The organism is Micromonospora sp. LZ37, assembly GCF_059359015.1.
This window is the reverse complement of sequence record NZ_JCADBL010000001.1, coordinates 505,519-531,334: the sequence shown is the minus strand read 5'-3', so window position 1 is coordinate 531,334 and position 25,816 is coordinate 505,519. Positions and strand designations below refer to the sequence as shown.

The following is a 25,816-nucleotide window of genomic DNA, read 5'->3' as shown; positions in this document are numbered from 1 at the left end:
GACAGGGCCCATGACGAACGCAGAATCGCCGACACCGCGTACGGTTGTGCCCATCGAATCTTCCCCCCTCATCGCCGAGGCCTTCGACCAGGCGCAGGTGACCGGGCTGCGACACTCGGTCACCTCCTGCGCGCAGTCGGCGGGCCTGGACGGCCAGCGGCTCGACGACTTCGTGCTGGCCGTCAACGAGCTGATCACCAACGCGGTGCGGCACGGCGGCGGCCGGGGCTGGCTCCGGCTGTGGCGCCGTGGGGACGCGGTGGTCTGCGAGGTCGCCGACCACGGCCGGGGCATCAGCGCGCGCCGGCTGGGCGACCGCAGCCGACCGGCACCGGAGACCGCCGGCGGCTGGGGGCTCTGGCTGGCCCGGGAGCTGAGCGACACCATGGAGGTCGAGACCGGCGCGGCCGGCACGACGGTACGGATCAGCACGGCGACCGTGACGGTCGAACGCGCCGCCGGCTGACGCCCCGCGGTCCGCCACGCTCCCTCAGCCGAAGAGCGCGCTGACCGACTCGCCGTTGTGGATCCGCCGCATCGCCTCGGCCAGCGCGGGCGCCACCGAGAGCACCGTCAGCTTCGGCACCCGCTTCTCCGCCGGGATCGGCACGGTGTTGGTGCAGACGATCTCCAGCACCCCGTCCTGGGCACTGAGCCGGTCCAGCGCGCCGCTGGAGAAGAGCCCGTGCGTGCAGGCCAGCCGGATCGAGCGGACCTTCCGCTCGCGCAGGTGGGCGATCAGCTCGATCACCGTGCTGCCCTTGGCGATCTCGTCGTCGAGCACGATGACGTCCCGGTCGGTGACGTCGCCGATCACCGTGCTGATCTGGACCCGGTCGTCGCTGAACCGCTGCTTCGCCCCGGCCGCCACCGGGGTGCCGAGCATCCGGGCGAAGGCCGCCGCCTCCTTGGCGTTGCCGAGATCCGGCGAGACCACCACGGTGTCGCGCAGGTCGTGGCCCCGGAAGTGGGTGGCCAGTTCGCGCAGCGCGTGCAGGTGGTCGACGGGGACGCTGAAGAAGCCGTGCACCTGCGGCGAGTGCAGGGTCATCGCCAGCACCCGGTGCGCCCCGGCCGAGGTGAGCAGGTCGGCGACGAGCCGGCCGCCGATGGAGATCCGCGGCGCGTCCTTCTTGTCCGACCGGGCGTACGCGTAGTGCGGCAGCACCACGGTGATCCGGGCGGCCGAAGCGCCCCGGGCGGCGTCGATCATGAGCAGCAGTTCGACCAGGTTCTCCTGGGTCGGTGGCACCAGCGGCTGGATCAGGAAGACGTCCCGCTCCCGGCAGTTCGCCTGGAGCTGCACCTCCAGGCAGTCGTTGGCGAACCGGGACACCCGCACCGGGCGCAGCGGCACGTCCAGGTGCGCGCAGATCTCGGCGGCCAACTCCGAATGGGCGGTTCCGCTGAACACCGCGATGTCACGCACGGTCCAGATCGTACGGTCCGGCACCGGTTCTCCGACCGCGCCCCGGCCGGGTACGGTGCCGCCATGACCGGAGAGTACGTCGCCGCCATCGACCAGGGCACCACCTCCTCGCGGTGCATCGTCTTCGACCGCGCCGGGGAGATCGTCTCCGTGGCACAGCGCGAGCACCGGCAGATCTTCCCGCAGCCCGGCTGGGTGGAGCACGACGCGGACGAGATCTGGACCAACGTGCAGCGGGTGGTGCGGGACGCGTTGGAGGCCGCCGGCACCGGCCCGGACGGGCTGGCCGCGGTCGGCATCACCAACCAACGGGAGACCACCGTGGTCTGGGACCGGGCCACCGGCCGTCCGGTGGCTCCCGCGATCGTCTGGCAGGACACCCGCACCGGGCCACTGCTGCGCGAACTCGACGAGGCGTACGGCGAGGAGCGGCTGCGCAAGCGCACCGGCCTGCCACTGGCCACCTACTTCGCGGGCCCGAAGCTGCGCTGGCTGCTCGACCACGTGGAGGGGCTGCGCGAGCGCGCCGAGCGGGGCGAGGTGCTCTTCGGCACGATGGACAGCTGGTTGATCTGGAAGCTGACCGGGCGGCACGTCACCGACGTGACCAACGCCAGCCGCACCATGCTGATGGACCTGGAGACCCTGGACTGGGACCCGGAGCTGCTCGACGTGATGGGCGTGCCGGCCGCCATGCTGCCGGAGATCCGCTCGTCGGCCGAGGTCTACGGCACCGCCGACGGGCTGCTCGCCGGGGTGCCGGTGGCCAGCGCGCTCGGCGACCAGCAGGCCGCCCTGTTCGGGCAGACCTGCTTCCAGCCGGGCGAGGCGAAGTGCACCTACGGCACCGGCAGCTTCCTGCTGCTGAACACGGGCGCCAGCCCGGTGCCGTCCCGGCACGGCCTGCTCACCACCGTGGCCTACCGGATCGACGGCCAGCCGGCCGCGTACGCGCTGGAGGGGGCGATCGCGGTCACCGGGTCGCTGGTCCAGTGGCTGCGGGACAACCTAGGGCTGATCTCGACCGCACCGGAGGTCGAGGAGCTGGCCCGGACCGTCGACGACAACGGCGGCTGCTATGTCGTGCCGGCCTTCTCCGGGCTCTTCGCCCCGCACTGGCGCAGCGACGCCCGGGGCGTCATCGCCGGGCTGACCGGCTACATCACCAAGGGGCACCTGGCCCGGGCGGTGCTGGAGGCGTCGGCCTGGCAGACCCGCGAGGTGGTCGACGCGATGAACGCCGACTCCGACGTGGCGCTGCGCCGGCTGCGGGTGGACGGCGGGATGACCGCGAACGGCCTGCTGATGCAGTTCCTCGCCGACGTGCTCGACGTGCCGGTGGTCCGTTCCCGGATCACCGAGACCACCTGCCTCGGCGCGGCGTACGCCGCCGGCCTGGCGGTCGGCTTCTGGCCGGACCTGGAGACGCTGCGCGCGCAGTGGAGCTCGGACGCGCAGTGGGAGGCCCGGATGGATGCCGCGCACCGGGAGCGGGAGCTGCGCAACTGGCGCAAGGCCGTGCAGCGCACCCTCGACTGGGTGGAGTGACGGTCCGGGCTACTCCCAGCGGTTGCCGGTCAGCTTCTCGTAGACGTCGACGTAGCGGGCCCGGGTGGCCTCGACCACCTCGGCCGGCACCTCCGGCGCGGGGGCCTGCTTGTTCCAGCCGCTGCCCGTCGCCCAGTCCCGGACGAACTGCTTGTCGTAGGAGAACTGCGCGCGCCCCGGCTGGTACGACTCGGCGGGCCAGAACCGGGACGAGTCGGAGGTGAGCAGCTCGTCGCCGAGCATCAGCGTGCCGTCCGGCGCCCAGCCCAGCTCGATCTTGGTGTCGGCGACCAGGATGCCCCGGTCGGCGGCGAGCTCGGCGCCGCGCCGGTAGACGTCGAGGGTGATCTGCCGCAGCCGCTCGGCGGTCTCCGCGCCGACCTTGTCCACCACCTCGGCGTAGGTGATCGGCTCGTCGTGCTCCCCCACCGGCGCCTTGGTCGACGGGGTGAAGATCGGCTCGGGCAGGATCGACGCCTCGACCAGGCCGCGGGGCAGCGGCACGCCGGAGACCGCGCCGGTGCGCTGGTACTCCGTCAGCCCGCCGCCGGTCAGGTAGCCCCGGGCGACGCACTCGACCGGCACCATGTCGAGCCGGCGGCACCGGATGGCCCGCCCGGCGAACTCGGCCGGCACGTCGGTGGCCGAGACGACGTGGTTCGGCACCAGGTCGGCGAGCTGGTCGAACCACCACAGCGACAGGGCGGTGAGCAGCCGACCCTTGTCCGGGATCGGCGTCGGCAGCGCCACGTCGTAGATGGAGATGCGGTCGGAGGCGACCAGGATCAGGTCATCGCCGTCGGCGTAGACGTCCCGTACCTTGCCCGAGTGCAGAAGTTCCACGCGGCCTAGTACACCACGCGGCGAGGAGACGCCCGTGCCGGCCACCCGGGCGTCCCGCCGCCCGCCGGCGCGTACCCCGGCGGTGGTGCCGGCCGGTGGGCGTTGACACCCGGGCGCGGAGCCTGCGTGAATGGTCCGGCCGTCACCCGTCCCGTTCCTGGAGCGTCCCGTGCCCGTTGCCCGCCCACCGCTGCTCCGGTCCGCGGCCGACCCCGCCCGGCGGCGGCTGCTCCGCGCGCTGCTGGCCGCGCCGGCGCTCGCCGCCGGTGGACTGACCGGGTGCACCGACGGCGCCGCCGCGCCCGGGGCGAACGGGCCGGTCGAGCTCTCGGTCTTCTGGTGGGGTGGGACCCGGCGGGCCGAGGCCACCGAGAAGGCGCTCCGGCTCTACTCGGGGCGTAACCCCCGGGTCACCTTCCGGGTCACCTGGCAGGGGCTCGACGGCTACTACGACCGGCTGGCCACCCAGGCCACCGGCGGTAACGTGCCCGACCTGTTCCAGGTCGACGACAGCATGCTGGCCGAGTACGCGCAGCGCGGCGTCACGCTCGACCTCAGCGGGTACGCCGCGAACGGCCGCCTCGACCTGCGCGGCCTGCCGCCGGGGCTGGCCGACTACGGCCGGGTGGACGGCCGCACCTGGGCCGTCCCCGCCGCGCAGACCCATCCCGTCGTGGTCTACAACAAGGACCTGCTGGACCGGCTCGAACTGCCCGCGCCCACCACCGGCACGCCCTGGCCCGAATACCTCGAGTGGGCGGCCCGGGTGACCCGGGTCAGCGGCGGCCGGGTCGCCGGCACCATGGACGCGTCCGGGGACCACCGGGCCATGTGGCTCTGGCTGCGGGCCCAGGGCGGTGACTTCTACCAGGGGCGCAACCTCGGTTTCAGCTCCATCGCCCTGCTCGACTGGTTCGAGCTCTGGCAGCGCGCCCGCGCCGACCGGGCCACCCCCGCGGCGGCCCTGGTCGACCGGGCGGACCGCGGCGACCCGGCCCGCCAACTCGTGGTGACCGGCCACACCGCCGCCTCGTTCGCCTGGTCGCATCAGCTTCCGGAGCTTCAGCGCAACAGCCGCGACGAACTGGCCCTGGCCGGTTTTCCCGGCCCGCCGGCCGCGCAGTGGGACCGGGCCTCGATGTACTGGGCGGGCTTCCGGGGCACCCGGCACCCGGACGTGGTGGCCGACGTGATCAGCTTCCTCACCCTCACCGTGGAGGCGGGACAGACCCTCGGCACCGAACGTGGGCTGCCACCGTCGCTCCCCGTGCGGCGGACCGTCGTCGAGGCGCTCGACGATCCGGTCCAGAAGCGGGTAGCCACTCTCGCCCAGTTGCTCAACGACCAGGTCGGCACGGCGCCGGCACCGCCGCCGAAGGGGCACGACCAGGTCCGGACCCTGCTGGCCGAGGCGGCGCGGAGCATCCGGTCCGGCAAGTCGGGCGCCCGGGCCGCCACCTCGAAGTTCATGGCGCGGGCCCAGGCGGTGCTGGCGAACTGAGCGCCCGCCGTGCCGACCGTCCCGGGGGACGGACGGCACGGCGTCGGATCAGCGCGGCGGACGGTTGCGGCGGTTGCGCAACAGCCGGAGGACCAGCAGGACGATCGCCACCACCACCACCAGGCAGCAGAGCAGGCCGAGGAGACCACCGCCGCCGCGCCCACGCCGCCGCGCCGCCTCCACCACCAGCTCACCCGGGCCCGTGGAGGCCCACGCCGCAACCGGCACGAAGACCGACAACACGACCGCACCCAGGACCGCGCTCAGGCGGCCCGACCACTTGCTCCAAGAAGACATGCCCTCATCCTGACCGAGGCGGGCAACCCTGGCACGTCGGACCGCCCCAAAGGTCCATTTTTCCTGACCGGCGGTGCCCGGAAACGGCGAGAGGCCCCGGAGATGAACTCCGGGGCCTCTCGTGCAGTAGCGGGGACAGGATTTGAACCTGCGACCTCTGGGTTATGAGCCCAGCGAGCTACCGAGCTGCTCCACCCCGCGTCGGCTCCATAAGCTTAACGCACCACCGCCACCGAGATCAGGCGGGTACCCCGATCCGACGTTCGGGCAGCTCAGGGGCGTTGCGAACGACGCCGGGGAGTCAACCGCACGCCCGTTCGCGCCGATCGGACGGCTGAGACGCCCCGGGAGCCGGCAAACGGAAACGGCCCCGAGGATCAGATCCTCGGGGCCGTGCCGTCGTGGTAGCGGGGACAGGATTTGAACCTGCGACCTCTGGGTTATGAGCCCAGCGAGCTACCGAGCTGCTCCACCCCGCGTCGCTGGGACAACCGTAGCCTACGGACCCCCGGGCCCGCAAAACGGGCCCGGGGTCCCTCACTCCCACCAGTCCCGGACCGCCGCCACCGCACGCCGGCTGTCCGCGTCGACCTGGGACCGTGGGCTGGACGTCCCCTCCCAGCCCTGCTCCCAGAGGACCGTCACCACGTCCCCGACCCGCACCGCGCGGACCAGCCGGACCACCTCCTTGACGGCCGGGGCGCCCTCGTGGTCCGCGGCGGGGCGACGCAGCTCGAACAGCACCGACTCGTCGCCGTAGCCGGCGTCCGGCAGCAGCCGCTGGGTCGACGTCAGCCCCTCCCCGCCGCCGGACGCCGGCTGGGTCGGGCAGTCGCGCACCGCGCGCCGCAGCTCGGCCAGCGCGTCGCCAGCCCGCCCGGCCCGGTAGATGGTGACGCTGTGCCGGTAGGAGCCGTCCGGGACGTACCCCGGCGGGGTGTCGGCCAGCTTGAACGCCAGCGTGCGGGCCCGGCGCTGGACGATCCCGGACGCGCCGGGGTCGGCGTCGCAGAGCTCCGGCAGCACCGGTCCGGCGAGGAACGCCGGCGTCATGCCGGTGTCGTTCGCCGCGGCCAGGACGAAGAACGCCCGGTCGGGTACGGAGGTCGGGGTCCGCGCGGTCGGCGCGGCGCCCGCGGACCCCGGGGCGGAGGTCACCGCCCGCGACGGGGAGCTGGGCGGCGCGGACGGCGTCGACGGGGACGGCCTCGGCACCGGGGGGGACGACGACGGCGCGGACGACACCGACGGCGCGGGCGAGACGTCCCCCGGGGGGTTCACCGGGGTACCCCGGTCGGCGGCGAGGACGAGCTGGGCGCCGACGGCGGTTCCGCCGGCCAGGACAGCCACGGCCAACGCCCCCGTCGCGGCGCGGGTCCACGCCCGACGGTCGGCCCGCCGGCGTACCAGCTCCGGCGCGGCCAGGCCGCGTCCGTCCGTGTCGTCGGCGAGCGAGCGGTAGAAGTTGGTCAGTTCAGGCGACATCGTTGACCTCCAGCTCCTCGGCGTGGACCCCGGGCAGCAGCTCGGCCAGCCTCGACCGGCCCCGGGACAGCCAGGACTTCACGGTGCCGGTGGGCACCCGGGTCTCCCGGGCGATCTCCTCCACCGACATGTCGAACAGGTAGTGCAGGGCCAGCGCCTGCCGCTGGTTCACCGACAGCTGCCGCAGCGCGCCGACCAGCAGGACGGTGTCCTCGCCGGGTGGCCGTACGTCCTCGGGTGGGCCGGTGCGGCTGATCGCCGTCCGCCAGCCGCGCAGGCGGCGGAACCGGTCCGTCGCCAGTCGGCTGACCACCAGGCGCAGCCAGGCCTCCGGGGCGGGGTGGGTGGCCAGCCTGCCCCACTGCCGCCAGGCGCGGGCGTACGCCTCCTGCACGAGGTCCTGGGCCTCGCCGTGGTCACCCGCCACCGCGTGGCCGTAGCGGAGCGTCCGCGCCGACGTGCTCCGGTAGAACTCGTCGAAACTCGCCGCGTCCCTCATACCGGCACCACCCCTGCCTGTCGCAGCCACCTGAAGAGGAGACGGTGGAGCGCACCGGCAGGTTGCGGTCATCTGGTCCGAAATGCGACAGGGCCCGCGACCCGCGCACCGAAGTCGGTCGCGCGGGCCCGGGCCCCGCCGGGGAAACCTGCGGCGTCAGCCGCTCGGCGTGGGTGCCGGGGACGCCGACGCGCTGCCGCTCGGCGCCGGGGCGCCCGGGGTGGCGGCCCGCTGCGCCTGCTGGAACGCGCCCATCGCCTCGTCCAGCGCCTTCAGCGCCCGGCCGTACCGCTCGAAGTCGCCGGACGCCTGCGCGGCCTTGACCTCGGCGATCGCCGTCTGCACCCGCTCCGCGGCGGAGGCTAGCTCACCGGTGAGCGGCGGCGGGTTGTTGTTGCCGGGCGGCGGCGGTGCCGGCGGGGTGCCGCCGGGCGGCGGCGGGGTGCCCGGTGCGCCGGCACGCTTGCCCTGGTCGACGAGCTGCTTGATGCCGTCGGTCAGGTTGTCGGCGAGCGCCACGTAGGAGCCACCGTCGCCGTACGACAGGAGCACCTTCTGCAGCAGCGGGTACGCGTCCTGCTGGTTGCTCTTGACGTAGACCGGCTCCACGTAGAGCATCCCGTCGGCGAACGGCAGCGACAGCAGGTTGCCGTACTGCACCTGCGCCTGGTTCGAGGAGAGCAGGTTGAGCTGCTGGCGGATGTTGGCGTTGTTGGTCATCTGCTGGTGCACCTGCACCGGCCCGGAGATCCGGGTCTGGTCCGGCAGCTCCAGCACCTCCAGCTGGGGCTGACCGTCGACGTACGACCCGGAGATCAGCGCGGCGAGGTTCTGCCGCCCGTTCGGGGTGACCGCCGAGGTGAGCTGGAACCGCGGCGACTGCTGCCCCGGGAACTGGGTGAACAGGTAGTACGGCGGCTGCTTGGACCCGCTGTCCGGCGCGTCCGGCACGTTCGGCACCTGCCAGAAGTCCTGGCCGGAGTAGAAGTCGCCGGGGTTGGTGACGTGGAACTTGGTCAGCAGGTTGCGCTGCACCTTGAACATGTCGGCCGGGTAGCGGAAGTGCTCGGTCAGCTCGGCCGGGATGGCGCTCTTCGGCAGCACCAGGTCGCCGCCGAACGCCTTGTTCCACGCCTTGAGCACCGCGTCGGTCTCGTCGAACTCGTAGAGCCGGACCGTGCCGTCGTACGCGTCGACGGTCGCCTTCACCGAGTTGCGCATGTAGTTGACGTTCTCCCGGGCCAGCTGGAAGGTGCCCCGGTTGGTCAGCTCGTCGGTGGTCTCGGTCTGCAGGTTGATCCGCTCGGCGTACGGGTAGGTCGCCGCCGTGGTGTAGGCGTCGATGATCCACTGGATCCGGCCGCCCACCACCGCCGGGTACGGGTCGCCGTCGAGGGTGAGGAACGGCGCGACCTTCTCCACCCGGTCCCGCGGGTTGCGCACGTACAGCAGCCGGGAGTTCTCGTTGACCGCCTCGGAGAGCAGGAAGTTCGACTCCTGCTCCTTGATCGCGTAGAGCAGCCGGCGGGTGAACGAGCCGATCTCCACACCGCCCTCACCGGTGTAGGTGTAGTACTGCTCGCCGCCGGTGGTCGGGGAGGGACGGTCGAACTCGGCGTTGCGGCTCTTGTCGCGCTGCCCGACGATCGCGTAGTCGTCCTCCTCCATCCGCTCGCCGTAGTAGATCCGCGGCTGGCTGGCCGGGATCTGCTCGGCCTGCGAGGAGCACGCCTCCTGCGCCTTCTCGCCGAGGAAGCCGGAGACGAAGTACGGCTGACCGCCGCAGACGACCTGGTTCGCGGGGGCCGCGACCAGCCCGTACCCGTGGGTGAAGACGGTGTGCCGGTTGATCCAGTTGTTCTGGGTCAGCTCGTTGTAGTTGACCTCGCGGACGCCGACCACGTAGTCGGAGGTCTTGTTGGCCACCGAGTACCGGTCGATGTCCAGCTTCGGCCCGAAGTCGTAGAAGCCCCGCACCTGCTGGAGCTGGGTGTACGTCTCGGAGACCAGCTGCGGGTCGAGCAGCCGGACGTTGGGCACCACCGAGGTGTCCGTGGCCAGGCTCGCCGGTGGGGTGAGGTTGCTCGCCGCGTACCCGGTGGTCTTCGTGCCGGTCAGGCCGAACGCGGCGCGGGTCGCCTCGATGCTGCGGGAGATGTACGGCGCCTCCTTGTCCCGCGCGCTCGGCTTGACCTCGAAGGTCTGCACCGCCCAGGGGTAGATGCCGCCGATCGCCACCGCGGAGACCCCGAGCAGGGCCAGCGAGATGCCCGGCCAGACCAGGTTCCGCATCACCGCGTTGGAGAACACGATGATCGCGATCGCCACCACGACCGAGATGTAGGCCAGGATCTCCTTGGCCGGCAGCAGCGCGTTGACGTCGGCGTAACCGGCGCCGTACAGCTTGGCGCCCTCGTTGTACTCCAGCAGCATGGCCCGCCGGTCCAGCACGTACGCGACGGCCTTGAGCAGGACGAAGACCGCGACCAGCGTGCTGAGGTGGGCCCGCGCGGCGTTGGTCATCCGGTCGCCGACGCCCTGCAACCGGACGCCGCCGAAGATGTAGTGCACCGCCAGGGCGCCGATCAGGCCCAGCACCACCGCGGTGAAGCCGACGCCGAGCAGGTACCGCCAGAAGGGCAGCTGGAAGACGTAGAAGCCGACGTCGACGCCGAACTCCGGGTCCTTGACCCCGAAGTCGCCGCCGTTGCGGAAGAGCAGCCACTGGTCCCAGCGGGTCTGCGCGGAGAGGCCGGCGAAGAGCCCGATCACCGCCGCCGTGACCGAGAACCAGGTGCCGACCCGGGGGCTGAGCAGCATCCGGTACCGATCCAGGGTGGCCTGCTCCAGCGAGTGCGGCCGCAGCGTCGGCCGCAGCCGGTAGGCCAGCCACAGGTTGCCGCCGACGAACAGGGCCATGCCGAGGCCGACGGCGAGGAAGAGCAGCAGCCGGGTGACCAGCACGCTGGTGAAGACCTGGGTGTAGCGGACCTCGTCGAACCACAGCCAGTCCGTCCATGCCTGGACACCCCAGCCCAGCAGGGTGAAGAGGACGAACACCCCGACCAGCACCCCGATGGTGACGCGTCCGCGTCGACTCATCCTGGGTAGGGGGCTGCTACGCATGACCACTGTTCGCTCCGCACGCTCGATGTGATCGGCTCCGGACAGGCACCCAGAGTACGGGGTGTTGCTGAACACGTCGGGTCAAGGTCACGTCACGATCGCCTGGGGATTCGCCGGGTGCCTCCCGCAGCGGCCCCTGGTCAGCAGCGGGTGGGCTGGCCCCCGGCCCGCAGCGTCTCCAGCGCGGTGAGCGCCTCGTCCAGCGATCCGACCCGGAGCAGCGACAGGTCGGGCTGCGGATTGCGGACCGCCTCCGCGCAGTTGTCCGCCGGCACCAGGAAGAACTTCGCCCCGGCCTCCTTCGCTCCGACCAGCTTCTGGGCGATGCCGCCGATCGGGCCCACCCGTCCCTCGTCGTCGATGGTGCCGGTGCCGGCAATGATCTTCCCGCCGGTCAGGTCGGCCGGTTCGAGCTTGTCGACGATGCCCAGGGCGAACATCAGCCCGGCGCTCGGCCCGCCGATGTTGCCCAGGTCGATCTTCAGGGTGAACGGGTGCGGCTGCCGCTGCTCGGGCACCAGCCCGATGCGCGGCCTGCCGTCCTGCTCCCGGCTGGTGACCGTGGCCGTGCCGGGCACGCCGTCGCGGGTGTAGCCGATCTTCAGGGCGGTGCCGGCCGGCTTGGCCCGGACCAGCTCGACCAGCTTCGCGGCGGTGGTCACCGTGGTCCCGTCGACCGCGGTGATCACGTCGCCGGCCTTCAGCGCCCCGTTGGCCGGGCCGTCGGCGGCCACCTCCTTCGCCACCACCTGGACCGGGTACCCCAGCTCGACCAGCGCGGCGGTCTCGGCGCTGGACTGCGAGTTCTCGAAGTCCTCGGCGTTGCGCTTCTCCACCTCCTCCTGGGTCTCACCGGGCGGGTAGACCAGCTCCCGCGGCACCACCGCCTCGTCCGCGGAGAACCAGCCCGCGATCGCGCCGCGCAACTTCACCTCGGGTTGCACACCCACCGTGGTCATCCGCAGCTGTCCGGCGGAGGTCGACGTCGCGCGACCGGTGACCTGGATGACCTCCTTGCCGTCGGAGGTGCCGAGCGTGTTGACGGTCGGGCCCGGGCCGAGCACCACGTACGGGATCGGAGCGCCGAGCACGCCGATGCTCAACAGGGTGGTGAGCAGAGCACCGAGGAGGACGGTCACGCCACGACGTCTCATGCGGCAGAGCGTACCGACCCACGACCGGGACGGCGGCCAGCGGCGGGCCGACGCGGACTTCGCCCTCAGCGCAACGCCAGCGGCCGCGACCTGGGGCGCGGCGCGCGTACCGTAGACGTCGTGCCTGATATTCCGTTCGGTTTCGCGCTCCCGGGTGGGCAACCACCAGACCCCAACGATCCCGCGCAGATGCAGCAGTTCATGTCGCAGTTGCAGCACCTGCTCTCCGCGCCGGGCAGCGGGCCGGTCAACTGGGACCTGGCCCGGCAGGTCGCCGCCAGCCAGCTCGCCGCCACCGGCGATCCGATGCCGTCGCCGTACGAGCGGCACGCGGTGGAGGAGGCGCTGCGCCTGGCCGACCTCTGGCTGGAGCCGATGTCGGCCTGGCCGACCGGAATCCGCACCTCCGTGGCCTGGAACCGGAACGAGTGGATCTACAAGACGCTGGACGTCTGGCGCAAGCTCTGCGACCCGGTGGCCAGCCGGATGGTCGGCGCGATGGGCGACCTGGTGCCCCCGGAGGCCCGCGCCCAGCTCGGCCCGATGCAGTCGATGGTCGCCACGCTCGGCGGGGCGCTCTTCGGCGGCCAGCTCGGCCAGGCGCTCGGCCAGCTCGCCGCGGAGGTCCTCTCCGCCGGTGACATCGGCCTGCCGCTGGGCCCGGCCGGCACCGCCGCCCTCGTCCCGGCCAACATCCGGACGTACGGCCAGGGCCTGGAGCTGCCCGAGGACGAGGTACGCCTCTACGTCGCCCTGCGCGAGGCCGCCCACCAGCGCCTCTTCGAGCACGTTCCGTGGCTGCGCGGGCACGTGCTGACCGCGGTGGAGAACTACGCCTCGGGCATCCGGGTCAACCGGGAGGCGATCGAGGAGGCGATGGGTCGGGTCGACCCGACCGATCCCGAGTCGATGCAGGCGATCGCCCTGGAGGGCATCTTCACCCCCGAGGACACCCCGGCGCAGAAGGCGTCGCTGGCCCGGCTGGAGACGGCGCTCGCGCTGGTCGAGGGCTGGGTCTGCCACGTGGTGGACAACGCCGCCGGCGAGCGGCTGCCCAACGTGGTCCGCCTCGGCGAGGCCTTCCGCCGGCGCCGGGCCGCCGGCGGTCCGGCCGAGCAGACCTTCGCCGCACTGGTCGGGTTGGAGCTGCGGCCCCGCCGGCTGCGCGAGGCGTCGGCGCTCTGGGCGGCGCTGACCGAGCACCGGGGCATCACCGGCCGGGACGCGGTCTGGGGTCACCCCGACCTGCTCCCCTCCGACGAGGACTTCGCCGACCCGGTGGCCTTCGCCACCGCCCGGCTCGACCTCGACGACGAGCTGGCCAGCTTCGACTTCACCGCACCGGGCGGCCCGCAGGAGCAGGCCCCGGGCGGCTCGCAGCCGCGGCCGGACGACGCCGGGGACGACCCCGACAAGTCCTGACGAGCACGCCACCGGCCGGACCGTGGACACCCACGGCCCGGCCGGTGGCGTTGTGGACCCGGCCGATGACGGCTACCAGCCCCGCCGATGGCGGCTGCGAGCCCCGCCCGGCGATCCCTGTGGCCCCCGTCCAGCGATCTCCGCGGCCTCCCTCCGGCGATGTCGGCAGCCGCCGTCCGGCGATGCCGGCGGCCTCCACCCGGCGATGCCGGCGGCCCACCCGGCGATGTCGGCGGCCTCCGTCCGACGATGTGGGCTCCGGCGATGTCTCTGGGCCGCACCGGTGGCGGCTGCGGGCACGACGCCGCCTGCGGGCCGGCGACGGCAACGGCTGCCGAGGGCTGTCCCAGCGGTGAGGGTGCCGGTTGTCTGTCGTCCTTTAGAGCTGATGACGTAAACGAATCACCCGGGTCCGGGACGGTGAACCGTTTACGTCATCAGCTCTAAAGGGCAAGCCGACCGGATCCCCCGTGGCGCGGAGGCGAGCACAGTTCGCACAGACGCAACGCGCGAACCGGCGCTGCACGGGAACGGCAAGCCGCGCGAACCCGCGCAGCGCGGGAACGGCAAGCCGCCCTAACCGGACGCAGGGCGCGAACGGCAGCCGCGCTTACCGGACGCAGCGCGCGAACCGGCGCAGCAGAGGAACCGCGGCCGGCAACCGGCGCAGCCCGGGGACGGGCGCAACGCGGGACGGGCGCAACGCGGGGCGGGCACAACGCGGGGACGGGCGCCGGTGACGGCAGGCCAGGCGGGAGCCGGAGCGCTCAGGCCGCGCGTCCGGAAAGCAGGGCTCGGGTGGCTTCCCAGCCCTCCACGGCGGGATTGAGGGCGGCCAGGTCGGCGGGCCCGCGTAGTCGACGCCAGCCGGCGGTGACCGCCACGTCGGCCGGGGCCGGCGCCGCCCGGCGGACGTCCGCGGGGAGCGCGGCGTCCAGGTCCAGTGGCGGCAACCATCCGGGTACGGGCAGCCGCGACGCCACGCCGAGCAGTCCGGGTCCGCCTCCCTCGACCGGGGCGACCGCGACGGGTCGGCTGGTCAACGGCCGGAGCAGCTTGCCCAGGGTCAGCCCGGGCACGTCGGGCGCGTCGGCGGCGACGACGGCCGCCTGGTCGTGGTCGGTCAGGGTGGCCAGGACGGCGTTGACGGTGGGTTCGGAAACCTCGTGGATCACGGTGCCGGGCCAGACCACCGCCTCGGCGAGCGGCCGGTCCGCCGCGGTCACGGCGACCGCGGTCTCGACCTCGGCCAGGGTGGCGAGCAGGTCCACCACGTCCTCGGCCAGTGCGGCGCGCCAGGCCGACAGGTCGATGCCCGGCGGCGACCAGGCCACCGGGGCGAGCAGTGCCACCAGCACTCGTCGGGTCACGCCCCGACCCTAGTGCGACCACCTCGTCCCCGCCCGGCGCGCCCAGCGAGCCGGGGAACGCCCGGACAGCCCGACGCGCCCGACGCGCCCGACGAAAGACGGAGGACGGAGGACGGAGGGGCCGAAGACGGAGTGCCGAAGACGGAGTGCCGAGACGGAGGGTGGAGACGGAGGGTGGAGAAGGAAGGGTCAGTCGGGCAGGGGGACGCCGGAGGCGGCGGCCACGCCCTCCAGGTAACCGCGGGCCCGCTCGGTCTTGGCGTACCGGTTGACCAGGGCCCAGAAGCAGGCGTTGTGGCTGGGCACGATGAGGTGTGCCAGCTCGTGCAGCAGGACGTAGTCGAGCACCCACTCGGGCATGTCCTGGAGGCGGTGGGAGATCCGGATGGTGCGGTCGGCCGGGGTGCAGGAACCCCAGCGGCCGTTCTGGTTGGTGACCCAGCGGACGCTGGCCGGCAGGGCGTCGCTGCCGTGGTCGGAGAGGTAGAGGTTGATCAGGCGGAGCGCCCGGTCGAGCAGTTCGGTGTCGGAGCGGGCCAACCGGCCTTCCCGGGCGGCCAGCCGGGCCAGCATCCGGTCGACCCACTCGCTCTCCTCGGCGCGGGAGAACTGGTCGGGGATGAGCACCACGACGCGCTCTCCGTCGCGGTAGGCGGACACCGTGCGTCGCCGACGCTGACTACGCCGTACCTCGACGACCGGCTTCCGCACCCCCGCCATCAGTGGGCCGCGCAGCCGTGGTTTCCTGCCACGAGGGAAAGCTAATGCGTACTGACCAGGGGTCCGCAAGAGTCAACACGTCGACACGCGCCCGGAAAGTGATGGTTGGGCGCGGAGAGTCCCGAAAAAATCTGCGGCGTACCTCACCACGGTAGGTGATCAGCGGAAAGTGGTGACCGCAGCCCCGAACGAGGCCCTTCGAGCGTCTTCAACCGGCGTGTCCCCGGCAAACTCACTTATCCCACCTAATTCGGCATGCACACTCTCGACGTCGACTTCCTCACAGTGTCGATGCACAGCTGACATGGATTCGCCCAGAGCTGGGTAGGGTCCGCCAACCAGCGGTCACGTGGGTGGCCGCGACGAAAGACCCAGCGCGGGCGCCCGAGGTGGTCCGCCGCCGGGAGACCCGCCGGGCCGACACGTCCCGGCGGACGAGACGAGGAGGCTACCGTGGCCGAGCAGGCCCAGACCTACAACGGTTACTGCGTCAAGTGCAAGGAGAAGCGGGACTTCGAGGGGCACATCGAGGTCTCGAAGACCGGGATGAACATGGCCAAGGGCAAGTGTCCGGTATGCGGCACAACAGTGAACCGCATCCTCGGCAAGGCCAAGGTCTGACGGTACGAGTTCGCGGGGGGAGGGTGGCCGACGGCCACCCTCCCCCCGCTCGTTTCCGGACCCGGCGAGCTGTCGGCTCCCCGACACACCTACTCACCGGTTGTGGACAACGCGCGGATTCCTGTGGACAACCCTGGATACGGGCCTGCGCACCTGTGGACAACGATCGACGGACAGCATCGGCGCGGTCACGATTCGTCAACATGAGCCCGCCGCCGGATGCCCTCGCCGCCCGTACCCCGCTGACCCGTCCGACCCTGCTACCCGGCCTCAGCCGGCTGTGGCGGGACCGGCACACCCTGCAACTCGGCCTGGCCCCGGGGCGCGCCGTCCTGCTGGAGGTGGCCGACCCACGCGCCGTCCGCCTGCTCGACCTGCTCGACGGCAGCCGCAGTGAACGTCGCGTCCTGGCCGACGCGGTGAGCGCGGAGATCGGGCCGGACGACGCACGCGGGCTGCTCGACACGCTCCACGCCGCCGGGCTGGTCGTACCCGCGCACACGCTGCTCCCCCGCGACCTGGCCGGGCCGGCGCGGATCCGGCTCGCCGCGGAGGCCGGGGCGCTCGCGCTCGCCTCCGCGACGCTGCCGGGCACCCCGGCCCAGGTGCTGCGGCGGCGCCGGACCGCCCGGGTGGTGGTCACCGGTCCCGGGCGGCTCGGCGGCCCGGTCGCGGTCGCTCTCGCCCAGGCCGGGGTGGGTCACGTGGTGCCCGATCTGACCGGCCCGGTCCGCCCCGGTGACCTGGTCGGGACCGGGTTGGCGGCGGCCGACGTCGGGCGCCCGCTCGCCGCCGCCGTCCGGGCGGCGATCGGCCGCACCGCCCCCGGCACGCAGACCCGGCCGCTCCCCCGCGCCCGGGTCGAGCTGGTCGTCCACCTCGGCACGGATCGCCCGGCCGCCCTCCTCGCCGCCGGGTACGCCCAGCGTCGCCAGCCGCACCTGCTGCTCGGCCTACGGGAGGGGGTGCCGGTGATCGGGCCGCTGGTCCGACCGCCGGCCGGGCCCTGCCTGTACTGCCTGCACCTGCACCGGGTCGACCGGGACCCGGGCTGGCCGACGCTCGCCGCCCAGCTGGCGGCGGAGCCGACCGACCAGGCCTGCGGCACGGCCACCCTGCTCGCCGCGGTCGGGTACGCGGTCGGCGAGGTGCTGGCCCACCTCGACGGGACCACGCCGGAGACGGTGGGCTGTGCGGTGGAGATCGGCGCGGCCGGCCGGTTTCGGCGCCGGGTGTGGCCACCGCACCCGTCCTGCGGCTGCTCCCGCCGGCGCCGCTGAGCGACCGCGCCGGGCGACCGTCGACCGCGCCCCGGGCCACCCGCGCCGGGCGTCGACCGGGGCCCCTTCCTTCCGGTGGCAGCAGCGGGGGGTCGGAGTCGGTAACAATGGCCGGGTGACCGACATCCCGCGCCGGGCCGTGTCCCGGACCGCCAAGCTCGCCGCTCTGCCGCTCGGCTTCGCCGGCCGGACCGTCCTCGGCATGGGTAAGCGCGTCACCGGGCTCGCCTCCGACGTCATCTCCGCCGAGATACAACAGCGCACCGCCGAGCAGCTCTTCAGCGTGCTGGGGCAGCTCAAGGGCGGTGCGATGAAGTTCGGGCAGGCGCTGTCGGTCTTCGAGGCGGCGCTGCCGGACGAGATCGCCGCGCCGTACCGGCAGGCGTTGACCAAGCTGCAGGAGTCGGCACCTCCGCTGCCCGCGGCGACCGTGCACCGGGTGCTGGCCGAACAGCTCGGCCCGGACTGGCGGGACCGGTTCGTCGAGTTCGACGACACCCCGGCCGCCGCGGCGAGCATCGGGCAGGTGCACAAGGCGGTCTGGCGGGATCCGGAGACCGGCGAGGCGCGGACCGCGGCCGTCAAGATCCAGTACCCGGGGGCGGGCGACGCCCTGATCGCCGACCTCAAGCAGCTCTCCCGGCTGGGCGGCATGTTCCGGGCCATCCAGCCGGGTCTCGACGTCAAGCCGCTCCTGGTCGAACTGCGGGAGCGGGTCACCGAGGAGCTGGACTACGAGCTGGAGGCCGAGTCGCAGCGGGCCTTCGCCGCCGCGTACGCCGACGACCCGGAGATCTTCATCCCGGCCGTGCTCTCCAGCTCGCCCCGGGTGCTGGTCACCGAGTGGATCGAGGGCATACCGCTCGCCGACATCATCCGCGAGGGCACCGAGGAGCAGCGCGACACCGCCGGCCGGTTGATGGCCACCCTGCACCTGTCGGCGCCGCCCCGGGCCGGCCTGCTGCACGCCGACCCGCACCCCGGCAACTTCCGGCTGCTGCCGGACGGCCGACTCGGCGTGATCGACTTCGGTGCGGTGGCCCGGATGCCGGAGGGCACCCCGGAGCCGATCGGCCGGATCGCCGGGCTGGCGCTGCGCGGTGACGCGGACAGGGTGGTGAACGGCCTGCGTGAGGAGGGCTTCGTCAGCTCCACCGAGCCGATCGACGCCCAGGCGGTGCTCGACTTCCTGCGGCCGATGCTGGAACCGATCGCCGCCGAGGAATTCCGGTTCAGCCGGGCCTGGCTGCGGTCCGAGGCGGCCCGCCTGGCCAGCCCGAAGTCGCCGACCTACCAGCTCAGCCGGCAGCTCAACCTGCCCCCGTCGTACCTGATGATCCACCGGGTGACGCTCGGCTCGATCGGGGTGCTCTGCCAGTTGGAAGCGAAGGCGCCGTACCGGGGGATCCTGGAGCGCTGGCTGCCCGGCTTCGCGCCGGTGGCCTGACCCCACCACGTATGACGCGGGGGCGGTGACCGGAGTCCGGTCACCGCCCCCGCGGATCAGTAGGGATCTAGAGAACGCCCAGGTCGCGGGCCGACTGGCCCCGGCTCTTCATCGCGACGGTACGGGCGGAACGGGTTGCCTCAGTGCTCGTGGTGGTACGACCGGCCTGAGGCCGGCGCATTCGAGCCCGGGACAACGCTTCGTGGAGTAGTTGCATCTCGGTTCCGTTCGGCAGGTGCAGCATCTTCTTCGGCTTTCTCGTGGCCGGTGGGGACACCGGCGTGGATGGTGCGGATCGGGTAGTTGTCAGGCCGCCAGCCGGACCGTGTTGCGCGAGGGGGCCACACCACTGGCCACCAGTCGCGCCTCGGCCTCGACCTGGAGCGCCGCGTCGCGGGCGAGGTCCTCCTTGCGCGGACGGCCACGGGGCCGCTTGCGCGGGACGACCGCGCCACGCTCGAAGATCTCGCCGCCCCAGACGCCCCAGGGCTCGGCCCGCTCCACCGCGCCGGCGAGGCACTCGACGCGCAGCGGGCAGTCCCCGCAGAGCGACTTGGCCAGCTCGAGCTCGGCGGGCGAGTCGGAGAACCACAGGTCGGGGTCGAACTTCCGGCAGGGCAGGTTCGCCTCCACCTCGACACTCACGTCGAGTGGGGCCAACGCCAGACTCATCTCCCGGTCACCTCTCTCTCACTTCGATCACGTGGATCGCATTCCGACGTACTTCGGCGTGGACAAAAAACTGAGGCCGCGGATCCCGGTGAACGGGTTCCGCGGCCTCGAGGTGAGCCGGTGGTCTGATTCTCAGACCGGTCTCCCTCGAGGTGGAACGCCGCGGACATCCGTGCGCTTCTTGGCGACACCGATGCCCATGCCCGCGAAGCCACTGGTCCCCTCGACTCCGGTCGGCGCGACGGTAAGGTTCAGCTCGGCCTGAACCTGGTGCACCTGCGGAATCGACGGTCGCGTGGCGGCAAGGGCCACCCGGACAGCCGACAGCGGAGCGTGGGCAGCTGGCATCGCCGCCGGACGCTCATACATGAAGATCTTCACGGGGTGCCACCTCCCTCACGTTCACTCGTGCCGACATCGGTCTCCCCTTGTGAGCAGCCGGAATGGCGCCGCTCCCAAGGTGTGTCCTGAGGCTATTCCTCGCCCGGGGGCGAGGGCAAACGATTTAACGACGAGATTTGGAAAGTTTTTTCCGGGGCGATGTCGTCCACCGCCGCGCCGTCCACCAGCGCCAGCACCGCCTCGCCGTACAGGCCGAGTTTGCGGGGGCCGATGCCGGCGATCGCCACGAGCTCCTCGGGTCGCCCCGGACGCCGCTCGGCCAGCGCGGTCAGGGTGGCGTCGGTGAAGACCACATAGGCCGGTACCTTCTGCGCCCCGGCGACCCGGGCCCGCCAGTCGCGCAGCCGCTCGTACAGGCCCTCGTCGATGTCGGAGGGGCAGGTCGGGCAGCGGCCGAGCTTGCGGTCCGGGCCGGCGAGCAGGGTCGCGCCGCAGATCCGGCAGGAGACCACCTGGGTGCGCCGCCGCTCGACGCCGCGCTTGGGCACGGCGCCACCGGCCCGCTCGCCGCCGCCGGAGCGGTCCAGCTGGGGCAGGAACCGCGACGGCCGCCGGGCCCGACCGCCCGGCGAGCGGGCCGTCGCGTACGACAGCCAGAGCCACTCCCGGGCCCGGGTGATCCCCACGTAGAGCAGCCGGCGCTCCTCCTCCACCTGCTCCGGGGTCCGGGCGTACGTGGTGGGCAGGGTGCCCTCGGAGAGCCCGACCAGGAAGACCGCGTCCCACTCCAGCCCCTTGGCCGAGTGCAGCGACGCCAGGGTCACCCCGTCGACCGTGGGCACGTGCTGCTGGGCGGCGCGGCGGGCCAGCTCCTCGTTGAAGTCGGCCAGGGTGACCGGGCGCTCCACCGCGGCGGCCTCGCCGATCGGCACCACCTCCGGCGTGACCGCGTACTCCTCGGCGAGCTGGACCAGCGCGGCGAGCGCCTCCCAGCGCTCGCGCGCCGCGCCGCCGGCCGGGGCGGCGTCGGGGGCCCAGCCGACCGCGGCGAGCGCCTCGACCACGGCGGTCGGCAGCGGGGTCTCCCCCGGGATCGAGCGGGTCGCGGCCCGCAGCGCCACCATCGCCTGGCGCACCTCGACCCGCTCGAAGAACCGCTCCGCCCCCTGCACCACGTACGGCACGCCGGCCTCGGTCAGCGCCTTCTCGTACGCCTCGGACTGCGCGTTGGTGCGGAACAGCACGGCGATCTGCTTCGCCGGGGTGCCCCCGTCGACCAGGGTCCGGCAGCGGGCCGCCACCGCCGCGGCCTCGGCCGGCTCGTCGGTGAAGATCCGCAGCTCCGGTTCGGGGCCCGGTGGGCGCTGCCCGTGCAGCTCCAGGCGCAGCCGGGCCTCGGCGCCGCGGGCCTGCGCGATCACCGCGTTGGCCAGGCCGACCACCTGCGGGGTGGAGCGGTAGTCGCGGACCAGCCGGACCACCGTGGCGTGCCGGTACCGGCGGGGGAAGTCGACCAGGTACGACGACGTCGCCCCGGTGAACGAGTAGATGGTCTGGCTCGCGTCACCGACCACGGTCAGGTCGTCCCGGCCGCCGAGCCACGCCTCCAACAGCCGCTGCTGCAACGGGTTGACGTCCTGGTACTCGTCGACGACGAAGTGCCGGTACTGGCCGCGGACCTGCTCGGCGACGTCCCGGTGCTCCTCGATGCCCCAGACCGCGGCGCGCAGCATGTCCTCGAAGTCGATCACCCCGTTGGCGCGCTTGAGCCGCTCGTACGCGGTGAAGACCTCGGCCACCTTCGCCGGCTCGTGCGGCGTCTCGCGCAGCGCCTTGGCCGCGGCGACCACGTACTCCCCCGGCTCGACCAGCGACGACTTGGCCCACTCGATCTCACCGGCGAGGTCCCGCGCGGCGGCCCGGTCGGTCCGCAGGCCGACCTTGGCGGCGGCGAGGGTGACCACCCGGACCTTGCTGTCCAGCAGCTCCGGCATGGCCCGGCCGGCCAGCAGCCGGGGCGCGAAGTAGCGCACCTGCCGCAGCGCCGCGGCATGGAACGTCCGTGCCTGCACGCCGGCCACCCCGAGCGCGGTGAGTCGGGCCCGCATCTCGGCGGCGGCCCGGGCGGTGAAGGTGACCGCCAGCACGTGCCGGGGGGAAATCTCCCCGGACAGCGCGCGGTGGGCGATCCGGGAGGTCACGGCGCGGGTCTTGCCGGTGCCGGCGCCGGCGAGGATGCAGACCGGGCCGGCCGGGGCGGTCACCGCGGACCGCTGCTCCGGATCCAGCCCGGCGAGCACGAGCTCGGCCGCTGAGTGAACCACCACAGCGAGGAATCATCTCAGCTCCCGGTGATGTTGCAGCGGTTAGCCTGACCTGAACGAAGGCGGGCGCAGCGAACCTTGGAGGACCTGACCATGTTGACGATGTATTCCACGTCGTGGTGCGGCTACTGCCACCGGCTCAAGTCGCAGCTGGACCGCGAGGGCATCGGCTACGAGGTGGTCGACATCGAGCGGGACCCGCAGGCCGCCGATTTCGTGATGAGCGTCAACGGCGGCAACCAGACCGTCCCGACGCTCCGCTTCGCCGACGGCAGCGCTCTGACCAACCCCTCCATCACCCAGGTCAAGCAGCACCTGGCCGAGATCGCCGGCTGACCGCCCGTACAGGTCGAAGAAGTGGCCGTCCCGCACCGGGACGGCCACTTCTTCCGTCTCGCGGGTCAGCGGGTGGGGCCGGGGGTGAGGTGTTCCGTCGGGCGGGGGCGGCGGGGCGCCGGGACGAGCGGCGGCGGGGCGGTGGGCGGCAGGACGGACGGCGGCGGGGAGAGCCGGCGGCCGCGCCAGAGCCAGGCCCCGGCGGCGGTGGTGACCACACCGACGACCACGAAGAGCAGCCGGTAGTCCAGCACGTTGACCAGCAGCGCGCCGGCTCCGATGGAGGCCGCCTGCGGGGCGCTGACCATCGCCTCCGAGGCCGCGGTGACCCGGCCGAGCAGCCCCGGCGGGGTCCGCCGCTGGATCAGCGTGGTCAACCCGACCAGGGTCAGTGGGAGCGAGACCCCGGCCAGCAGCAGCGCCAGCACCCCGAGCCGCAGGTCCGGCCAGGCCAGCGCGAGCGCCGCCGGCCCGAAGAAGGTCACCCCGGCGGCGAGCGCCCCCAGCTCACCGGTACGGCGCACCACGGCGGGTGAGAGCAGCCCGCCGACCAGCCCGCCGACGCCCTGGACGGCGACCAGCACCCCGACGAACGCGGCGTCGCGGCCCAGCCCCTGGTCGACGTAGGCGAAGATCAGCGATTCGCTGAACCCCATCACCAGCGAGCCCAGCCCGTAGCCGAGCAGCGCCCGGCGCAGCGCCGGCTCGGCGGTCAGGTGGCGCAGGCCGGCGCCGAGCTCGGCGGGCCAGCGCAGGGTGGCCGGCGGTGGCGTCGTCTCGGCCACCCGCATCGTCCCGACCACGACGGCGGCGGTGACGAACCCGGTCATCGCCAGCGCCGCCAGCAGCCAGCCGCCGACCGCCGCGTAGAGGGCCGCCCCGGCGAGCGGCCCGCCCAGCCGCAACCCCTGTCGTACGGTCTGCAACGCGCCGTTGGCGTCGGCGAGCAGCTCGCTCGGCACCAGCTGGCGGATCAGGCCGCTGAGGGTGGCGCTGAGCGTCAGGTACGACAGGCCGTAGAGGGCCGCCACCACGTAGATGATCCACACGTCGCCCCGGTCACCGACGGCGAAGAGCGGGGTGAGCAGCATGGCGGTGCCCAGGTTGGCGGCCACGAAGAACGGCCGGCGGCGGTAACGGTCGACCACCCAGCCGACCAGCGGGGCCAGGGTCATCGGCGCGATGATCGCGAAGATGGTGGCGCCGGCCAGCCCGTCGGAGCCGGTCAGGTCCTTGACCCAGATGGCCAGGGCGAGCAGCAGGACCGACTCGGCGGCCATGCTGGCCAGCAGCGCGCCGAAGAGGAGTCGGAAGTCGGGGCGGCGCAGGACGGTGCGCATGGGGGTTCCCTCCGCGGGGGTGGCACCCGGTCGCCGGGCGCGTCTGGGGGAGGTGCTTCCGACCCGGACATCGTCGTCCGGACCGCTGACACTTTCCACAGTCCTCTTTTTGTCTTCAGACACGCCCTCGCCGGAACCTCCGACGCCGGTCGCGCCGTCCATACTGACCGTGGGGGGCGAATTTCATACAGTTACCGTCGCGTCCGCGGCGGTCGACGGAAATGAGGAGACGTGCCTCCTGCCGTACCGAGCCCGATCCTGCGTCGTCGCAGGCTCGGCATCGAACTGCGCCGCCTGCGCGAGGCGGCGGGGCTCACCGGCGACCAGGTGATCGAGCGGATCGGCTGGGCCTCGGCCTCCAAGCTGTCCCGGCTGGAGAACGGCCGCAGCCGCCCCGACCCGGACGACGTCCGCCTCCTGCTGGCGCTCTACGGCGCCGAGCCGGAGCTGAGCGAGGACCTGCTCGGCATCACCCTCGAGGCCGGCGACATGCGGGGCTGGCTCAAGTCGTACCCGGTGATGACGCAGCAGCAGCTGGGCTGGGCGGAGCTGGAGGCGGGCTGCGCGGAGATCCGCGAGTACAACCCGGTGCTGGTGCCGGGCCTGCTCCAGACCCCCGGGTACGCGCGGCTGCGGATCGTCTCGGCGAACCGGGCGGCGACCGAGGCCGGCGAGCCGGACACCGGCGAGGACCCGGAGACCGAGGTACGCGCGCGGCTGGCCCGGCAGTCGCTGCTGGACCGCGCCGACGGGCCGCGCTACACCGCGGTGCTGGAGGAGGCGGCGCTCGGCCGGCGGGCCGGTCCGCCCGAGGTGCTGCGCGAGCAGCTGGTCCAGCTCTGTGAGCTGGCCATGCTTCCCAACGTGACGCTGCGCCTGCTGCTGCGCGACGCCCGGATCGGCGACTTCTACCTGCCGCCGACGGCGTTCTCGCTCTACCGCTTCGCCGATCCGCAGGACCCGGAGACGCTGGCCATCGAAGGTGGCTTCATCGACGCCATGTCAACCGAGGCAAACACCCTGAATCGCTATAAAGTGGCATTCGAGTGGCTATGCTCGGCGGCGCTCTCCGCATCGGACACCCTCTCCTGGCTCTTCGAGGCGACGGGACGGCTTTCCGAGGCGGCGGCCTCGTCCACGGCGGCGCAGGGATCGGCAGCGGCGCCGGTCCAGCGCAGCCGGTACTCCGGGCGCCTGACGGAACGGTGATGCACACCTGAACTCCGCCGGGGCCGGGCACGGGTCACTCGTCCCCAACGAACCCCAGGAGCAGGAGCAGAACCATGAACGAGATCCGCAACACCGTGCTCACCCGGCAGCTCGCCGACGCCCCGTGGCGTAAGAGCACCCGCAGCCAGACCTCCAACTGCGTCGAGGTGGCCCCCCTGGGCACCGGCCCGGCCGCGGTCGCGCTGCGGGACAGCAAGGACCCGAGCGGTCCGGTACTGCTGTTCAACCGGGCCGGCTGGCTCGGGTTCATCACCGGGGCGAGGAACGGACAGTTCGACCTGAACTGATCCGGTGACCGTACGGGGCCGTCGGCACGACGCCGGCGGCCCCTCGTCGTCCGCGGCCACCGACCGTGCTGAGCAGGCATCGGCCGATCGGTCGGGCACCGGACAGATGGCCGCGTTTCACTTGCTGGGACCCCCGACGGGCGTAACATGACGAATCAGTGACGTGGAAGTTCCACTGCGTACTCGTCCGTCGCGGCCCATCCGGAGACAGCCATGCGTTTCCTGATCGTTCGTACCGACATCCGCACCGCCGCCGACACCGACATCGCCGCCGCCTGGGCCGGCGGTGGCCGGCTGCGCGACGAGACGACCACCCCCGAGGCCCGCCGGCAGACCGTGCACGCCGAGGACCGGGAGGCGGCGCTGCTGCTGGCCCGGGCGCTCGCCACCGTCGGCGCGGTCCGCTCCGGGCGACAGCGGGTCAAGGTGCTCCCGCTCGACGAGCCCACCCCGACCCGTCAGGAGAGCTGGGTCGACACCGCCACCTGACCCCACCCGACGTCCGCCGTGGTCGGACCGGCTCCCCCGCCGAGTTCCTCGCCC

At 72.9% G+C, this 25,816-nt stretch carries 24 protein-coding genes and 2 tRNA genes; 11 read left to right on the top strand and 15 right to left on the bottom strand.

Features of this window, described 5'->3' with window-relative positions; genetic code table 11:
• Positions 1–10: 10 nt before the first annotated feature.
• Positions 11–466, top strand: coding sequence for an ATP-binding protein (locus AC5L3Z_RS02515; RefSeq protein WP_494839139.1), 456 nt, complete (start codon positions 11–13; stop codon positions 464–466).
• A gap of 24 nt (positions 467–490) precedes the next feature.
• On the opposite strand, the gene AC5L3Z_RS02510 is transcribed toward AC5L3Z_RS02515, so the two are convergent.
• Positions 491–1,429, bottom strand: a complete 939-nt coding sequence (locus tag AC5L3Z_RS02510; RefSeq protein ID WP_494839138.1) for a ribose-phosphate diphosphokinase — start codon at positions 1,427–1,429, stop codon at positions 491–493.
• A gap of 63 nt (positions 1,430–1,492) precedes the next feature.
• On the opposite strand from AC5L3Z_RS02510, the gene glpK reads away from it, so the two are divergent.
• Entirely contained in the window at positions 1,493–2,977 is a 1,485-nt protein-coding gene (gene glpK / locus AC5L3Z_RS02505) for a glycerol kinase GlpK (RefSeq protein ID WP_494839136.1), read from the top strand.
• 9 nt (positions 2,978–2,986) lie between these two features.
• Here the strand turns inward: glpK and AC5L3Z_RS02500 are convergent, their stop codons facing one another.
• Positions 2,987–3,820, bottom strand: coding sequence for a phosphoribosylaminoimidazolesuccinocarboxamide synthase (locus AC5L3Z_RS02500; protein WP_334524453.1), 834 nt, complete (start codon positions 3,818–3,820; stop codon positions 2,987–2,989).
• 169 nt (positions 3,821–3,989) lie between these two features.
• Here AC5L3Z_RS02500 and AC5L3Z_RS02495 point away from each other — a divergent pair, with 169 nt between their 5' ends.
• Positions 3,990–5,321, top strand: coding sequence for an ABC transporter substrate-binding protein (locus AC5L3Z_RS02495; protein ID WP_494839134.1), 1,332 nt, complete (start codon positions 3,990–3,992; stop codon positions 5,319–5,321).
• 48 nt (positions 5,322–5,369) lie between these two features.
• Here AC5L3Z_RS02495 and AC5L3Z_RS02490 read toward each other — a convergent pair whose 3' ends face one another.
• From AC5L3Z_RS02490 to AC5L3Z_RS02460, 7 genes are all read right to left on the bottom strand, one after another.
• Complete coding sequence (locus AC5L3Z_RS02490) at positions 5,370–5,618, bottom strand: hypothetical protein (protein WP_494839132.1); 249 nt, start codon at positions 5,616–5,618, stop codon at positions 5,370–5,372.
• Positions 5,619–5,745: 127 nt separating this feature from the next.
• Positions 5,746–5,819: transfer RNA gene (locus tag AC5L3Z_RS02485), tRNA-Met, on the bottom strand.
• Between the two features lie 201 nt (positions 5,820–6,020).
• A tRNA-Met gene (locus AC5L3Z_RS02480) sits at positions 6,021–6,097 on the bottom strand.
• Between the two features lie 58 nt (positions 6,098–6,155).
• A complete protein-coding gene (locus tag AC5L3Z_RS02475) occupies positions 6,156–7,103 on the bottom strand; it encodes a hypothetical protein (protein WP_494839131.1) in 948 nt (315 codons plus the stop codon).
• Complete coding sequence (locus AC5L3Z_RS02470; protein WP_494839130.1) at positions 7,093–7,602, bottom strand: SigE family RNA polymerase sigma factor; 510 nt, start codon at positions 7,600–7,602, stop codon at positions 7,093–7,095. Before AC5L3Z_RS02470 ends, AC5L3Z_RS02475 begins: the two co-directional genes overlap by 11 nt.
• 156 nt (positions 7,603–7,758) lie before the next feature.
• Positions 7,759–10,728, bottom strand: coding sequence for a UPF0182 family membrane protein (locus tag AC5L3Z_RS02465; protein ID WP_494839128.1), 2,970 nt, complete (start codon positions 10,726–10,728; stop codon positions 7,759–7,761).
• A 140-nt stretch (positions 10,729–10,868) separates the two neighbouring features.
• Positions 10,869–11,882 (bottom strand): YlbL family protein, encoded by a 1,014-nt coding sequence (locus tag AC5L3Z_RS02460; RefSeq protein WP_494839126.1) that lies wholly within the window; start codon positions 11,880–11,882, stop codon positions 10,869–10,871.
• 120 nt (positions 11,883–12,002) lie between these two features.
• On the opposite strand from AC5L3Z_RS02460, the gene AC5L3Z_RS02455 reads away from it, so the two are divergent.
• On the top strand, positions 12,003–13,304 hold the full coding sequence (locus AC5L3Z_RS02455) for a zinc-dependent metalloprotease (protein ID WP_494839124.1): 1,302 nt from the start codon (positions 12,003–12,005) through the stop codon (positions 13,302–13,304).
• A 767-nt stretch (positions 13,305–14,071) separates the two neighbouring features.
• On the opposite strand, the gene AC5L3Z_RS02450 is transcribed toward AC5L3Z_RS02455, so the two are convergent.
• Together AC5L3Z_RS02450 and AC5L3Z_RS02445 are read right to left on the bottom strand one after the other, a co-directional pair.
• A complete protein-coding gene (locus AC5L3Z_RS02450; protein WP_494839122.1) occupies positions 14,072–14,674 on the bottom strand; it encodes a hypothetical protein in 603 nt (200 codons plus the stop codon).
• A gap of 189 nt (positions 14,675–14,863) precedes the next feature.
• Positions 14,864–15,394 (bottom strand): M48 metallopeptidase family protein, encoded by a 531-nt coding sequence (locus AC5L3Z_RS02445; protein WP_334524475.1) that lies wholly within the window; start codon positions 15,392–15,394, stop codon positions 14,864–14,866.
• Positions 15,395–15,847: 453 nt separating this feature from the next.
• On the opposite strand from AC5L3Z_RS02445, the gene AC5L3Z_RS02440 reads away from it, so the two are divergent.
• From AC5L3Z_RS02440 to AC5L3Z_RS02430, 3 genes are all read left to right on the top strand, one after another.
• Positions 15,848–16,015, top strand: a complete 168-nt coding sequence (locus AC5L3Z_RS02440) for a DUF5679 domain-containing protein (RefSeq protein WP_200206664.1) — start codon at positions 15,848–15,850, stop codon at positions 16,013–16,015.
• Positions 16,016–16,218: 203 nt separating this feature from the next.
• Complete coding sequence (locus AC5L3Z_RS02435) at positions 16,219–17,295, top strand: hypothetical protein (protein ID WP_494839120.1); 1,077 nt, start codon at positions 16,219–16,221, stop codon at positions 17,293–17,295.
• A gap of 115 nt (positions 17,296–17,410) precedes the next feature.
• Entirely contained in the window at positions 17,411–18,742 is a 1,332-nt protein-coding gene (locus tag AC5L3Z_RS02430) for an ABC1 kinase family protein (protein WP_494839118.1), read from the top strand.
• Positions 18,743–19,048: 306 nt separating this feature from the next.
• Here the strand turns inward: AC5L3Z_RS02430 and AC5L3Z_RS02425 are convergent, their stop codons facing one another.
• From AC5L3Z_RS02425 to AC5L3Z_RS02415, 3 genes are all read right to left on the bottom strand, one after another.
• On the bottom strand, positions 19,049–19,414 hold the full coding sequence (locus tag AC5L3Z_RS02425) for a WhiB family transcriptional regulator (RefSeq protein WP_494839117.1): 366 nt from the start codon (positions 19,412–19,414) through the stop codon (positions 19,049–19,051).
• Between the two features lie 132 nt (positions 19,415–19,546).
• Positions 19,547–19,795 carry a hypothetical protein gene (locus AC5L3Z_RS02420; protein WP_494839115.1) on the bottom strand — a complete coding sequence of 83 codons (249 nt, stop codon included), beginning with the start codon at positions 19,793–19,795 and terminating at the stop codon, positions 19,547–19,549.
• A gap of 92 nt (positions 19,796–19,887) precedes the next feature.
• Complete coding sequence (locus tag AC5L3Z_RS02415) at positions 19,888–22,083, bottom strand: ATP-dependent DNA helicase UvrD2 (protein WP_494839113.1); 2,196 nt, start codon at positions 22,081–22,083, stop codon at positions 19,888–19,890.
• Between the two features lie 90 nt (positions 22,084–22,173).
• Between AC5L3Z_RS02415 and AC5L3Z_RS02410 the strand changes: the two genes are divergently transcribed.
• On the top strand, positions 22,174–22,416 hold the full coding sequence (locus AC5L3Z_RS02410) for a mycoredoxin (RefSeq protein WP_334524494.1): 243 nt from the start codon (positions 22,174–22,176) through the stop codon (positions 22,414–22,416).
• A 65-nt stretch (positions 22,417–22,481) separates the two neighbouring features.
• Here the strand turns inward: AC5L3Z_RS02410 and AC5L3Z_RS02405 are convergent, their stop codons facing one another.
• Complete coding sequence (locus tag AC5L3Z_RS02405; protein WP_494839112.1) at positions 22,482–23,756, bottom strand: MFS transporter; 1,275 nt, start codon at positions 23,754–23,756, stop codon at positions 22,482–22,484.
• A gap of 231 nt (positions 23,757–23,987) precedes the next feature.
• On the opposite strand from AC5L3Z_RS02405, the gene AC5L3Z_RS02400 reads away from it, so the two are divergent.
• The 3 genes from AC5L3Z_RS02400 to AC5L3Z_RS02390 all read left to right on the top strand — a co-directional run bounded on the left by AC5L3Z_RS02400 (position 23,988) and on the right by AC5L3Z_RS02390 (position 25,762).
• Positions 23,988–24,965 carry a helix-turn-helix domain-containing protein gene (locus AC5L3Z_RS02400; RefSeq protein WP_494839111.1) on the top strand — a complete coding sequence of 326 codons (978 nt, stop codon included), beginning with the start codon at positions 23,988–23,990 and terminating at the stop codon, positions 24,963–24,965.
• Between the two features lie 74 nt (positions 24,966–25,039).
• A complete protein-coding gene (locus tag AC5L3Z_RS02395) occupies positions 25,040–25,273 on the top strand; it encodes a DUF397 domain-containing protein (RefSeq protein WP_494839110.1) in 234 nt (77 codons plus the stop codon).
• A gap of 213 nt (positions 25,274–25,486) precedes the next feature.
• Positions 25,487–25,762 carry a hypothetical protein gene (locus AC5L3Z_RS02390; protein ID WP_334524503.1) on the top strand — a complete coding sequence of 92 codons (276 nt, stop codon included), beginning with the start codon at positions 25,487–25,489 and terminating at the stop codon, positions 25,760–25,762.
• Positions 25,763–25,816 lie beyond the last annotated feature (54 nt).